13 protein-coding genes are annotated in these 13,187 nt (G+C 72.7%); 6 read left to right on the top strand and 7 right to left on the bottom strand.

The genetic code is table 11. The annotated features are described in order from the left end of the window. Positions 1-8: 8 nt before the first annotated feature. On the bottom strand, positions 9-173 hold the full coding sequence (locus tag IE212_RS23060) for a DUF8839 family protein (RefSeq protein WP_506005133.1): 165 nt from the start codon (positions 171-173) through the stop codon (positions 9-11). 232 nt (positions 174-405) lie between these two features. Here IE212_RS23060 and IE212_RS23055 point away from each other — a divergent pair, with 232 nt between their 5' ends. Together IE212_RS23055 and IE212_RS23050 are read left to right on the top strand one after the other, a co-directional pair. Further along, positions 406-846: an SPW repeat protein gene (locus IE212_RS23055; protein WP_190199813.1), complete on the top strand. Its 441-nt coding sequence runs from the start codon at positions 406-408 to the stop codon at positions 844-846. 172 nt (positions 847-1,018) lie between these two features. After that, entirely contained in the window at positions 1,019-1,282 is a 264-nt protein-coding gene (locus IE212_RS23050; protein WP_190199812.1) for a GlsB/YeaQ/YmgE family stress response membrane protein, read from the top strand. 207 nt (positions 1,283-1,489) lie between these two features. Here the strand turns inward: IE212_RS23050 and IE212_RS23045 are convergent, their stop codons facing one another. After that, positions 1,490-2,278: a GNAT family N-acetyltransferase gene (locus tag IE212_RS23045; protein WP_190199811.1), complete on the bottom strand. Its 789-nt coding sequence runs from the start codon at positions 2,276-2,278 to the stop codon at positions 1,490-1,492. A 377-nt stretch (positions 2,279-2,655) separates the two neighbouring features. After that, a complete protein-coding gene (locus IE212_RS23040; protein WP_190199810.1) occupies positions 2,656-3,321 on the bottom strand; it encodes a chaplin in 666 nt (221 codons plus the stop codon). A gap of 272 nt (positions 3,322-3,593) precedes the next feature. On the opposite strand from IE212_RS23040, the gene IE212_RS23035 reads away from it, so the two are divergent. The 3 genes from IE212_RS23035 (at position 3,594) to IE212_RS23025 (ending at position 8,070) form a co-directional block, all read left to right on the top strand. Next, complete coding sequence (locus tag IE212_RS23035; RefSeq protein ID WP_190199809.1) at positions 3,594-5,165, top strand: alpha/beta hydrolase; 1,572 nt, start codon at positions 3,594-3,596, stop codon at positions 5,163-5,165. 107 nt (positions 5,166-5,272) lie between these two features. Then, complete coding sequence (locus IE212_RS23030) at positions 5,273-6,367, top strand: baeRF3 domain-containing protein (protein ID WP_190199808.1); 1,095 nt, start codon at positions 5,273-5,275, stop codon at positions 6,365-6,367. 293 nt (positions 6,368-6,660) lie between these two features. Next, positions 6,661-8,070 (top strand): PP2C family protein-serine/threonine phosphatase, encoded by a 1,410-nt coding sequence (locus IE212_RS23025; protein ID WP_190199807.1) that lies wholly within the window; start codon positions 6,661-6,663, stop codon positions 8,068-8,070. A gap of 6 nt (positions 8,071-8,076) precedes the next feature. On the opposite strand, the gene IE212_RS23020 is transcribed toward IE212_RS23025, so the two are convergent. Next, positions 8,077-9,570 (bottom strand): DNA-binding protein NsdB, encoded by a 1,494-nt coding sequence (locus tag IE212_RS23020; RefSeq protein ID WP_190199806.1) that lies wholly within the window; start codon positions 9,568-9,570, stop codon positions 8,077-8,079. A gap of 234 nt (positions 9,571-9,804) precedes the next feature. Between IE212_RS23020 and IE212_RS23015 the strand changes: the two genes are divergently transcribed. After that, positions 9,805-10,944, top strand: a complete 1,140-nt coding sequence (locus IE212_RS23015; RefSeq protein WP_190199805.1) for an aminoglycoside phosphotransferase family protein — start codon at positions 9,805-9,807, stop codon at positions 10,942-10,944. A 76-nt stretch (positions 10,945-11,020) separates the two neighbouring features. Here the strand turns inward: IE212_RS23015 and IE212_RS23010 are convergent, their stop codons facing one another. From IE212_RS23010 to IE212_RS23000, 3 genes are all read right to left on the bottom strand, one after another. Next, the gene (locus IE212_RS23010; protein WP_190199804.1) at positions 11,021-11,518 is read right to left on the bottom strand and encodes a hypothetical protein; all 498 of its coding nucleotides are present in this window, start codon (positions 11,516-11,518) and stop codon (positions 11,021-11,023) included. Positions 11,519-11,620: 102 nt separating this feature from the next. After that, positions 11,621-12,238 carry a CGNR zinc finger domain-containing protein gene (locus IE212_RS23005; RefSeq protein ID WP_190199803.1) on the bottom strand — a complete coding sequence of 206 codons (618 nt, stop codon included), beginning with the start codon at positions 12,236-12,238 and terminating at the stop codon, positions 11,621-11,623. 40 nt (positions 12,239-12,278) lie between these two features. Continuing rightward, complete coding sequence (locus IE212_RS23000) at positions 12,279-13,184, bottom strand: universal stress protein (RefSeq protein WP_190199802.1); 906 nt, start codon at positions 13,182-13,184, stop codon at positions 12,279-12,281. Positions 13,185-13,187: the final 3 nt, after the last annotated feature.

Here is a 13,187-nt window from a genome sequence, read left to right as displayed (position 1 = left end):
CCCCGCACTCAGTCGCCGTCCGACGGAACCACCACGAGGAAGGCGTCCGACTCCAGGTCCATCACGACGGTGGCCGGCTCGCCCTCCGCCCGGCGGCGCGCCGCGTACTCCTCCGCCGGCCACGATCCGCGCGGGGCTCCCGCCGGGAACCGTTCCAACACCTTCGCGCTCACGGCCGCTGACACGTCGCTGCCCTCCCTGTTCCGCGCCGCCCCGCAGTGGCGGCGTCCGTCGGCTGCTGTCGTGCTCATCCGGTTGCCCCCGATCCGCCCGGACATGTACGCCGAGCCCGACTCCACCCCGACCTCTACACATAAAGGAAAAATAAGAGCAGAATGGGCTTACCTGGCGCATACCGCATACCCCACCAGACGCGGTCGCCCTGCAAGACGAAGGAGACGACTCATGGCCAACGTCTCGCCCACCAGAGGGGACATAGCCAGCCACCCTGATGCCTCCGAAATGAGGGCTCGGTACGCCCGCATGCTCGGTGGTCGCGAAGTGGCGCTCGTGGACGGACCGGTGTTCCTGCTCGGTCTGTACTGCGCCGCCTCCCCGTGGATAGTCCACTACACGACCAGCCAGCCGCCGCTCGCCACCCACAACCTGATCATGGGGATCGCGATCGGCCTGCTGGCGCTCGGGTTCACTCGCGCCCCGGAACGCATGTACGGCCTGAGCTGGGCCATGTGCGCCCTCGGGGTGTGGATGATCATCGCGCCGTGGATCGTCGGGGACAGTCCGGACGCCGGTGTCGTGTGGAACAACGTCATCATCGGTGCACTGGCCGTGATCCTGGGGCTGGTGTGCGCCGGCACGGCGGCGAAAGCCACCCCGAGGCCGTAGACCCGCTGAGAGGGATATCGGCCGGAAGGCAGCCGAAGGCCGGTCCGCTCCCCGGACCGGCCCTTTCAGTGCGTACCGGGCGTGGAGCGGCCGCCGGGCCCGGGTCCTGGAGTGTCCCGGCCGCATCAGGGCACCCGCATCACAGCGGAAGTCCTGAGGAGGAGGGGCGGAGATGGAGATCGACGGCATCATCAGTGCCCTCGTGATCGGCGTCGTCATAGGCATCCTGGGCCGGCTCGTCGTCCCGGGCCGTCAGCGGATCGGAGTCCTGTGGACGATCCTCGTCGGCATCATTGCCGCGCTGATCGGTTCAGCACTCGCCGCCGCGTTCGGTGTGGCCGACACCAAGGGCGTCGACTGGGTCGAATGGCTCATCCAGATCGGCCTCGCCGCGCTCGGCGTCGTCGCGCTGGACCGCGCGAAGGCCCGCCGCTGAGGCGGTCCGGCCCGGCTCACGATCCGCCTTGGCGGTGCCGGTGAGCGACACCCACGGCAGCGGCCTGCCGTGGGTGTCGGCGTGGGCGGTTTCCGGACGGTGCCGAAGCGGTGCCCACGCGGACGTTCCAGCAGCACGTCGCCTTTCATGAGGTCCGCGCGGATCCCATGGCCCCCCGTCCTCTGCCGAGCCCGGTGGCTCATGGCGCTACGGTGCGTACACGTAGGGCGTCGTCGTGGTCAGTGACGCGAAGCCGAGGCGCTCCAGGATGGGACGGCTCCGGCTGGAGGCGTCGACCTGGAGGCAGCGGTAGCCGCGTGCCGCGGCGGCGTGGGCCCGGTGGGCGACCAGGGCGCGGTAGATGCCACGACCGCGCCAGTCCGCCACGGTGCCGCCACCCCACAGGCCGGCGAACCGGGTCCCGGGCGGGAGTTCCATGCGGGCCGCGCTCACCGGTTCGTCACCGGCCATGGCGACGACGGCGACGACGGTGTCCGGGGCGGCCGAGAGCCGGGCGAGGAGTCGGTCGCGCAGCCAGGAGCTGTCCGCCCCGAACGCCTTCGCATGGACGTCGGCCACGAGATCGACGCCGGCGGAGTCGGTGACCGGCTCGACACGCACGCCGTGCGGCAGATCGGCGTCGAGGTCCAGGTCCGCGATCCGGGCGGCCATCAGCGTCTCCTCGGGGCCGGGTGTGAACCCGGCGGCGCACAACCGCCGTCCGAGATCGGCCGGCCCGTCGTACCCATACGACTTCCACTCGAAATCCAGGCCGAGCGCGCTGTAGTAGCCGACCTGCTCCGCGATCACCGCGTCCACCGTGGCCTCGTCGAGGGCGGACCACACGACACCGTTCCAGCAGCCCTGCCCGGTGGCGACCTGACGCACGACGCGGCCGGTCCGCTCGATGCGGGCGCCGGGGCCGTCCGGCCGCGCTCCCCGGCGCAGCTCTCGGTCCAGCAGCTCGAGCAGCGCGGCGTGATCTCCATGAGGCATGGGCACACCCCAGCACCCCGCCGGGCGTCCGGGCAACGCGTTTTCCGGTTCGGCGTCCCGGCCCGCCGGCCGCACAGCCCGGGCGTGCACGGCCGCGCACGCCCGGGCAGGCCCAAAGCGCACTGCCTACGCCGTGTCCTCCGAGCAAGTCGCCCGCCGCGCTGCGCGAGTTGGGAACGGAGCCCCGGACCCCGCCGGTGCAGCGCTCCCCGTGCGGTTCCATCGCGGCCGCGGCCGAGCTGCCCCGAGCGGCCCGCCCCACCGCCGAAGACCGGCCCGCAGCGGGCGGCCTGGGTTCCGCCGCGATGAGCGGGGCACGGCCGCCGCCGGGCCCCGCTCGGTCTCCCGGACGTGTCGGTCCCGCCCCAGCCGTGCGTTCAGCCGTCCGCCCCGGGGCGGAAGCGCCTGCGGAGGACCACTCCGCCGAGCACGAGCGCCGCGCTGGCCGCCACGGCCTGGAGGGTGTGGTCCGCACCGGTGTGGGCCAGGGTCCCGGTCGCCTGCGGGGTGTGCGGGGCCGGTTCGGGAGCGGGGTGGGCCCGAGGCGGGGTGGACGGCTCCGGAGCGGGCTCCGGGTGGCGGGGGCGGCCCGGGCGGACGGGGCGGTCGCCCGGGGTGTTCGAAGACTCGTTGCCGACCGACGCGTTGCCGACGCCGACCACGTTCACGCTGTTACCGGTGACGTTGACCGGCAGGTCGACGGGCAGCTGCACGCTGTTGCCGGAGGCCACGCCCGGCGAATCCTTTCCGTCGCCTTCCGCCACCGCTCCGCCGGACCCGCCCGGCCGGTCGGACCGCTCGCCGTCCCTGTTCGCGCAGCTGTTGCCCGCGGCCGTATTGAGCAGCCCCACCACATTCACGGTGTTCCCGCAGACGTTCACCGGCACGTGCACCGGCACCTGGACCGTGTTGCCGGAGACCACCCCGGACGAACCGGCCGCCGAGCCGTCCGCCCCGGAATGGGCGTACGCCGGGACGGTCACGGCCATCGCGCCCGATGCGGCGACGACGGCGATCACACCGTTTCGGGTAACCCGTTTCATAGGCCCTGCCTTCCAGACATCGTCGCGGACGCTCGCCCGCACGAGGTAGAACGCGGTCGCCCGATCCGGGTTAGTGGCTAATCGGCCTTTCACTCCATCGAGCGGCCCGGTTGTCGAACTAGCGGTAAAGCCCTTCGTATGCGCCGGAAGGCCGCACGGGGCAGGGCGCGCCGCCCGGCCCCGCTCGCCCGGAGGCGGGGCGGACGAGGCCCGCATATGGTGAGCGAGGGCGCCGGTACCCGGTCCGCTGTGGTGCGCCCCAGGAGGCATCGATGCTGGTCAAGCTGTCCACGCGCCCCCCGCTGCGGCACTGCGCGGTCGCCGCGGCGGCCGGGCTGGCCCTGCTGGGTGCGGGGCTGCCGGCCGCGGACGGTCCCCGGCCCGGCATGGCCCGTTTCCACGACCAGAAGGTCACCTGGTCGGCCTGCGAGGGCCAGGACATGCCGAAGGACCTGCAGTGCGGGAAGGTCACCGTCCCGCTCGACTACGCCGAGCCCGGGAAGGGGACTCTCGATCTGGCCGTGGCCCGGTACCGGGCCACCGGCAAGTCCCGGGGTTCGGTACTGCTGAACTTCGGCGGCCCGGGCGGCCAGGGCGTGGGTCAACTCGCCATGGTGGGCGAGGAGTTCATGGGGCTGACGAACGGCTACGACGTCGTCGGCTTCGATCCCCGCGGCGTCGGCCGCTCCGCGCCGGTCAGCTGCGGGAACGCCTCCGACGGGACACTGGGCGCGACCGACGACAGCGCCGGCGTCGCCGATCCGCAGGCCGTGCTGGAGAAGCTGCGCGACGCCGCGGCGCAGTGCACCGAGCACTCGGGACCTGTGCTGCCCCACATCGGCACGGTGAACGCGGCCCGCGACATGGACGTCATCCGTGCCGCGCTCGGCGACGACAAGCTCAACTACCTGGGCTTCTCCTACGGAAGCCGGCTCGGCGCGGTGTACGCCGCCCAGTTCCCCGGCAAGGTCGGCAGGATGGTGCTGGACGGCGTCGACACACTGACCGAGCCGCTGACCGAGCAGGGTGTGGTGGGCGCGCGGGGTCTGCAGACCGCGCTGGAGAACTTCCTCACCTGGTGCACGGAGGACATCGCCTGCCCGTTCGGGCAGAACCCGCGAGAGGCCAGGGAACACGTCGTCCAGGTGGTCGAGTCGCTCGACGCGGACCCGGTGCCGACCGACTTCGGCGAGGCGTTCTCCGGACAGGACTTCGCGGGTGCCCTCACCCAGGGGCTTCACAGCAGGGAGCTGTGGCCCTCGCTGCAGCGGGCCATCGCGCAGCTGCTGGAGGACGGCGACACGCGCGGCCTGGAGGCCTTCGCGTACGGGGGCGTCGTCCTCCCGCCGCAGCGGGCCCCGCACCGCAGGCTCGTCGACCCGGAGGACATACCCCTGGACAACCTCCCGGCAGCCCTGATGGCGGTCAACTGCGCGGACGATCCCGACCGCCCCTCCGCCGCACAGGTCACCAGGGATCTCGGCCGGCTGCGCGCCCGGTACGAGCAGGCGTCGCCGGTCTTCGGCCGGTACCGGCTCACGCAGGTGCTGATGTGCTACGGCCGCCCCAAGGGGACCGACTTCATCCGGGAGGAGGTCAAGGACGTCGACGCCCCGCGGATGCTGCTCGTCGGCACCCGGGGCGACCCCGCCACTCCGTACCGCTGGACGGTGGAGACGGCCGAGCGGCTCGGATCGTCGGCCGTGGTGCTCGACAACCGCGGCGAGGGCCACACCGGCTACGGCTCCTCCAAGTGCGTGCATCGCAAGGTGGACGCGTTCCTGCTGTACGGCACCCTTCCCCCCGACGGCAGCTCCTGCGGCTCGGACCATGACACCGAGTGAGCGGATGCAACCGGTTGCAGCAGCCCTCCGGCGTGGGGACCGATGAACCGAACCGGCAGGTGATCACCCCAAATGCCCGCATCGTGAATCGGCTCTATCGTGCTGTCATGGAGCACGTTCTGAGTCCCGCTACCCTCGCCGAGCTGCGGCGCCCGCGCCCCTACCCCGCCGTCTCCGTACTGACGCCGACGCACCGGCGCGAGCCCTACAACGCCCAGGACCAGGTCAGGCTGCGCAACACGGTGGCCGAGGCGAAAAGGCGACTGGAGGCTGATCCGGCGGTCAGCCGGGAGCGCCGGGCCGACGTCGCCCGGCACCTCGACCAGGCCCTGTCCGAGGTCGACCTGACACATGCCGGGGACGGCCTGGTGATCTTCGCCGCCTCCGGCGAGCACCAGGTGTGGTCGCTCACCCGGACCGTGCCCGAACGCGTGGTGCTCTCCGACACGTTCCTCACCCGCAATCTCGTCGCGGCTCAGACTGCCGGGCGGCCGTTCTGGGTGCTGTCGCTCGCCGCCGACCGCGTCACGCTGTGGGACGGCGGCGTGGACCGGGTCACCGAGGCTCGCGTCGGGGGCTTCCCGCTGACCCGGCGCGTGGAGAACTTCGATCCGGAACGGCAGCAGCGGACCGGTGACCCGCCGAGCGCCTTCCGCGAGGAGCGCACCCGCCGGTTCCTGCGCGAGACCGGCATCGCGCTGAGCGCACTCCTGCGCGACCGTCCGCGGCGGCTGTACGTCACCGGCGAGCCGGCCGCGCTGTCGCTGCTGGACGAGGTCGGCAGCGCCGCGAAGGGTGCGGTGCACGTCCCGCACGGCGGGCTCGCGCACGGGACGCCCGAGTCGGTCTGGCAGGCCGTGCGGCCGGTGATCGAGGCCGAGGCCCGCAGGAGCACCGACGCGGTGGCCCGCAGCCTCGAAACCGCCCGTGGACGACGGGAGTTCGCCGCCGGTGTCGACGAACTGTGGCAGAGCGCACGGGACGGCCGCGTCCGGCTGCTGGCCGTCGAGGAGAACTACAGCGTGACGGTCGAGGACGCCGGGAGTCACCTGGCCCTCGCCGCGAACGGGGACATCGGCTCCCGCGAGGACATCGTGGACGAGATCGTCGAGCAGTGCCTGGAGACCGGAGCCGACGTCCGCTTCGTACCGGACGGCACGCTCAAAGAGGCCGAGGGCATCGCCGGCGTCCTGCGGTACTGAAAGCCTCGAACAAGGGGTCGCCAGGCCTCGAACAAGGGGCCGTCGAACACCTGCGGCAACCTCGCCGCCACGTTACCGGCGAGTCGTGAACTCCCCTGTGTAATCTACGACTTGACTCTCCGCCGGGGCACTCCGCACCTACCTCGGAGTAACTCGAGAAGACTGTGGCATATGCCGGAAGCACCACCGTATCGTGTGTTGCCGATTCCCTTACGGGCTGTCGCGGGCTGTGCGACAGTCGTAACGGTCCCTCCGTCCGCCCTGGCCCCACCGTCCCCGCATCGGAGTGCGTCATGCCGTCCCACCTCTCCGCGGACCGCCCCGCCGCCCAGCCGCCCGGACGCGGCTCGGTCGACGCCCTCATCTCGCAGACGCGGCGGCTCAAGGGCGACGTGGACGCGGTGCGCCGTGACACGGAAGGGGACGGAGCGGACCATCCGCAGGGGCGCTGGCAGCGCGCTCTGTGCGACCTGGCCCTGCACCAGCTCAACGACCTGGACGAGCATCTGGCCCAGCTGCGGGACGGCCCCCTGCCCACGGCGGCCACGCCGGAACCCACCGCGCACCCCCGGGGCTCGCTGCTCAGCCGGGTAGGCAGCGCCGAGTGGAACCTGCTGACGGACGAGGCGAGTTGGTCCGGGGAGCTCTACGGGATCCTGGGCCGCGACCCCGCCGCTCCCCCGCTCACCCTCGACGAGCTGCCGTCGATCGTGCTCGACGAGGACCGGCCGAAGCTGACGGCGATGGTCACGAACTGCCTCGTCGACGCCCGGCCCATCGACGGCGAGTTCCGCATCGCACGCCGGGACGGTGAGGTGCGGACCGTGCACATGATGGGCGAACCCGTGCTCGACGCTGACGGGAGTACCGCCTCGATGTGGGCCGTGCTGCGCGATGTCAGCGAACTGCGCCGCAGCCAAAGGGCGGTGAGCGAGACCCGTGACTCGCTCCACGACCAGGGGCAGGCCGCGCGGACCGGGCACCGGCTCGCGGTCGAGCTGCAGGAGGCCGTGCCGCCGCCGTGGCGCGGCTCCCTGCGGTTCCCGCCCCGGGCCCCGAGCGCCCTGGACGTCGCTGCCCGCCACCTGCCCCGGTCCACGAGCACGCTGGTCTGCGGCGACTGGCACGACGCGCTCGAACTGAGAGACGGGGAGACCCTCCTCAGCGTCGGCGACCTCACCGGGCACGGCGCCGGCGTCACCTCGAACGTGACCATGCTGCTCGGTGCCGTACGCGGAATGGCGATGGCCGGTGCACGGCCGGGACAACTGATGTCCCTGCTCAACCAGTTACTCGACGCCACTGTGCGACCCGCCCTGGGCAGCGCGGTCTGCTGCCGCTACCGGTCCGCGACGCGCACCCTGGTGTGGGCGCAGGCCGGACACCCCGCCCCTGTGCTGTTCCGGGACGGGACGGGGCGTGCGCTGAGCCCACCGGACGGCGCTCTGCTCGGAACCACCGCGGGCGCCGCCTACGGGCAGGCCGAGGAGACGCTCGTGGTGGGCGACCTGCTGCTCCTGCACACGGACGGGCTGGTACCCGGGCGCACGGGAGCGGAGGCCGTGAACCTCCTCCTCGACCTGGCACCGCGCCTGAACGGAACCGGCACCGCCCAGGACTGTCTGCGGACGGTGGTCCGGGAGTTCGGCGAAGGCGAGCGCGAGGACAGCGCTTGTGTGCTCGTCGCCAAGGTCACCGCATAGGAGTACTCACGCCTGTGCCTTGCCGGGGCCGCTGTTCTTCGTCTTCGGCAGAGCGAGTTTGATCTCCTCCCGCAGCTCCTGGATCGACGGGTAACCGGAGTATTCGGCCGTGAGCCGGTACATCTGGCGCAGCCGGTCCCAGGTTCGGTGGGAGGAGTTGGATCCCATCGACACCAGGGCCAGGCGCGCGTACCGGTCCGCCTGTTCGGGGTCGTCGGCGATGAAGCAGGCCGAGGCCATCGACAGGTAGTCGAAGATCTTCGACCGCTGCCGGCCGTCGACCCTGAGGGCCAGCGCCTTCTCCGCGTAGTGCTGGGCATGCGCGGCCGCGCCCGGCTCGAACTCGGCGAGCGTGCGGTAGGCCAGGGCCTGCATGCCGTACAGGTCCTCCTCCTTGAAGGTCTGCATCCAGTCCGGCGGGGGTACGTCGGCCTTGTCGGAGACGAACAGGTCCTCCGCCTGCCCGAGCGTGCGGCGCATGGCCTGGCCCTTGCCCATGGCCGCCTGTGCCCAGGCCTCGATGGTGTAGAGCATCGCCCGGGTGCGGGGCAGCACTTCGTCACCCGAGCCCGACCTGGCCAGCTTCATCAGGTCCAGGGCGTCGTCGGGCCTGCCGAGGTGGACCATCTGGCGGGCCGCGCGGGAGAGCGCCTCGCCCGCGCGGGGCCGGTCCCCGCCCTCTCTCGCCGCGTGCGCGGCGATGACGAAGTACTTCTGGGCCGTCGGCTCCAGGCCCACGTCATGTGACATCCAGCCCGCGAGGACGGCGAGGTTGGCGGCGACGCCCCACAGGCGCCGCTGGAGATGGGGTGGGTGACGGTAGGCGAGCATGCCGCCCACCTCGTTGAGCTGGCCCACGACCGCCTTGCGCTGGAGCCCGCCGCCGCGGGCCGCGTCCCAGGCGCGGAACACCTCGACCGAGCGCTCCAGTTCCTCGATCTCCTGCGACCCGATGGGGGCTGCCTCATAGCGGTCGAACCCCGCTGGGTCGGCGTGCAGGGGACGATCGGGGTCGGGGGCGTCGGCAGCCAGGGCAGGGTCGGTGTGCAGCCAGTCGTACATGGCACTGCTGAGTGCGGATCCCGCGGCGAGCGCGGCGCCCGCGCCCACCAAGCCGCGTCGATTGAGCATGAGGTCCATTCCCGTGAATTCGGTCAGGACCGCGGCGGTCCGCTCGGGCGCCCACGGCACACCGTCGGGAGCATCCGCGCTCCCGCCGCACTGCCGTTTCCCCGCACGCCCGCGCCGGACCAGACCGAGGTCCTCGATGGTCACGACACGGCCGAGACGCTCGGTGAACAGAGCCGCCAGCACCCGCGGCACCGGATCGCGCGGGATCTCTCCCATGTCGATCCACCGCCGCACCCGGGAGGTGTCGGTCGACAGCTGGGGATGGCCCATGGCCGCCGCCTGCCGGTTGACCAGCCTCGCGAGTTCGCCCTTGGACCAGCCGGCCAGGCCGAACAGGTCCGCGAGCCGGGTGTTGGGTTGTCCGCTCACGTCAAGCCCCCAGGTTCTCGGCTGAGTTGACAGTAGCCCGGCCGGACATGCCGGGCGACTATTCGCCAGGGTTCGCCAGGGTGCGCCAGATGGTGTGCCACTGGTCATCGGGTGTCAGGTAGGAAAGCGCCACCCCGACCCGGTCGCCGCAGGGGCATTCCCCAGGGTGTCCCCGGGCGTCCGGGCCGGGTGGTGCGCTGTCGTCGCAGGCACACGAAGGGATCTGTCTCGCCCATGTACGCAGCATCGTCCTCCGTGTCCGCACCGCCCCGGTCGCTGCACCCGCGTCCCGCGGACAGCGGCCCCTACCTCGCCCCCGCGCGTCCGGTGGCCCCCGTCCTCGGTGCGGGCAGGACACGGCGCGGCGCGGTTCTCGGCACCCAACCGCTCAGCGGGAGACTCGACTTGTCCGGCCCCCAGGGCGCGCAGCTGCGCACGGCGGTCGCCGCGGTACACCGCATCTGCCCGGAGTTCGCCCCGATGCAGGTCCTGCGCCGCAGCGGACGGTCCGTGCTCCTGGTCGGTACGGCCGGCCGCAGCTCGGCCGTCGCCAAGTGTTTACTGGACCACTCCCCCGCCTGGTCCGAGCGGATCCGCCACGAAATAACGGCGTACCGCGCGTTCGTCCGGCACCGCCCTCCGGTACGCGTGCCGAGACTGATCGCGGCGGACCCGGACAACTGCACACTGGTGATCGAGCGGATGCCCGGGCGGGTGGCGGCGCTCCAGCGGCATCCGTCCGAGGCGCCGCCGCGGTCGGACATCAGGGCGGCACTCGGCGCGATCTGCCGGCTGAACGCCTGGCGGCCGCCGGCGGGCACGTTCGACGCCCCCATCGACTACGCGGCCCGGATCTCGCGGTACCACGAGCTGGGCCTGCTCACCGACCGCGACCTGGGCGATTTGCAGAAGCTGCTGCACGGCATCGCGCAGGCGGCCGGACGCCAGGGCATGGGTCAGTTCTGCCACGGCGACGCGCTGCTGTCGAACATCCTGCTGTCACCGGCCGGTCCCGTGCTGGTGGACTGGGAGCACGCGGGCTGGTACCTGCCGGGCTATGACCTGGCGACGCTGTGGGCGGTGCTCGGGGACGCACCGGTGGCTCGTCGCCAGATCAGCCAGATCGCCCAGGCGGCCGGGCCGGCGTCCAGGGATGCCTTCCTGGTGAACTTGATGCTGGTGCTCACCCGGGAGATCCGTACCTACGAGACGGCCGTGCAGCGTTCCCTGCACGACGCGACCCCGGCGGCATCGGGCACGGCCCAGTCCGGTGCTGCGCCGTCCGGCGAGGAACAGCGGCTGCTGCTGCGGCGGCTGCACGACGACTGTCAGCTGGCCCGGCGGGCCGTGCGTGCGGCGGTCGGGACTCGCTGACGGGGACGAAGAGGCCGCTGTGTGCCTGGTCAGGCGCACAGCGGCCCTTTCGTGCGTGCGGGGCGTGCGCCGCCGATCAGCCCTGCTGGAAGAGTTCCGACGGGAGCGGCTTGAGAAGGGCGTACAGGTCGTCCGTGATGGGGCGGTCCCATGAGGCGATGGTCACCAGGACGTTGTCGCTGCGGTCGAACTGGACGCAGGAGATCCGCCCCTCGGAGAGCTTGACGCGGCGCACGATCAGGAGGTTGTCGCCCTGCATCACCGGCACGTCCTCGGTGCCGACGACGGTCACCTCCTCGTCGTTCTCCAGCGCCAGCAGCAGCTGCGCCACCTCGAAGGGAACCTGTCCCTCGGGGACGTCGCGGGCCGGGGAGCCCTCCGGCAGATTGCCGATGATCATGGCGGGACCGCGGCCGCCGAAGAGGTCGTAGCGCAGGAAGACGCCCTGGCAGGTGCCGTCGGGGGCGGGCAGCAGTCCCGCACCGAGGTTGCCGGGCCAGTCGCCCGGGTCCATGGCCAGTACGTCGAAGTCGGGCCCGGCGGGTGTGGCGCTGCGGCGGCGGAGGAACGACATGCCGCCATGGTACGTGTCCCGGCCAGGGAAGTGCCGGTCGGGCGGCGGACCGATTCGGGGCCGGGGCGTCGTCCGTCGTTCCCTGACACCGCACCCAGGGTCTTAGGCCGCCGCCCTGTGCCGCCGGTGGTGGCGGGCCACCCTGGCCCGGTTGCCACAGGACGGTTCGCACCACTCCTGGCGTGGGTGCTCCTTGAGGAAGTACCGCACGCAGCGCGGTGCGTGGCAGGCCCGCAGACGGTCGCGGTCGGGGCCCGTGAGGAAGGCGATCGCGGCGTGCGCGAGGGCGGCGGTCAGGTCGGCGGAGCCGTGCGCAGGCTGCCGGCGAAGGGCTGGTCCGGCGTCCTCCGGCCAGTCCAGGACCGGCACGGTGGGGGTCCGCGCGGCGGCCTCGTTCAGGCGCCGCACGGCTTCGGATACGGGTATGAGCCGGGCCGCGTCCGCGGGACTCGGTTCGCCGGGCCGCACCGCGCGGGCGAAGAGCGCTCGCACGGCGGCACGCAGTTCCCGCACGGCGGTGAGCTGGGCGGCGCCGGCGGTGAACCCCTCTTTGCCGGCTCGGTCGCGGGAGGCGGGGAGGAGCTCGGGGTGTGCTCTCACCCAGGCGGTCAGCCCCGCCGGGTCGGTGAGGTCGTCGGTGACGCCGCCGTCGCCGTCGTGCCGGATGGTGAGGGCCAGGTCGAGGGCCAGCCGGGCGTCCCTGCCGATCGGTTCCCGCATGGGGCCGATGATAGGCCTGCCGGCGTCCGGAACCGCGAGATCAGTCGCCCAGGCGCGACGGGGGCACCACCGCGACGGGGCCGGCGGCGTGCAGCAGGACGGCGTGGGTGACCGAGCCCATCATGCGGGCGGGTGCCAGCAGGTGCCGCCGGTGGCGGCCCACGACGACGAGACCGGCGTCCCGGGAGGCCGCGGCCAGGTGGCCGGCGGCGTCGCCCGCCGCCGTGACCGTCTCGGTCGCCACGTCGGGGTGCCGTTCGCGGTACGGAGCGAGGAAGCCGTCGGCGAGGACCCTGGCCTCGTCCTCGACGACGTCCTGGTCGACGATCGGCGGCGGCATCTCGCCGGGCATCATCCAGGGCTGAGCCGGCCACGGGTAGGCGGCGACCGCCCGGAGCCGGGCACCTCGCCGGGCTGCCTCGGCGAAGGCGAACTCGAGTGTGGCCTCGTCGGGACCGGCCGCTTTCAGACCGACGACCACGGGCGAGCCGGGTCCGGCCACGCCGGCGTCCTCGGGCGCCTCCCGGCCGGCTCGCGGCACCACGATGACGGGGCATTCGGCGTCACGGGCGGCGGCCATGCTGTTCGAGCCGAGCAGCAGACCGGCGAATCCGCCGCGGCCCCGTGATCCCAGCACCAGCAGGTGCGCGGAAGCACTCAGTCCGGGCAGGACCGCGCTGGGCGCCCCCTCCAGCCCGAGGTACTCCGTGTCCGGCAGGCCGGCGCGGCCCCGCAGGTGGGTGCGGATCCGCTCGAGGACCGGATCGTCCTGCGGGTCGGGCGGCCCGGCGGTGAGCACCTCGGGCTGCGCCCAGGGGGCGTACTGGCGTACGTGCACCACACGCAGGGGTGCCGAGCGTCTGCGGGCGGCGTCGAGGGCCCACTCCAGGGCGCGCAGGCTGCCGTCCGAACCGTCGGCCGCCGCGATGACCGGCAGGGTGCTCATGCG

The sequence above is a fragment of the Streptomyces djakartensis genome, assembly GCF_014651075.1.
Lineage (GTDB): Bacteria > Actinomycetota > Actinomycetes > Streptomycetales > Streptomycetaceae > Streptomyces > Streptomyces djakartensis.
This window is presented reverse-complemented; position numbering and strand designations above follow the sequence as displayed.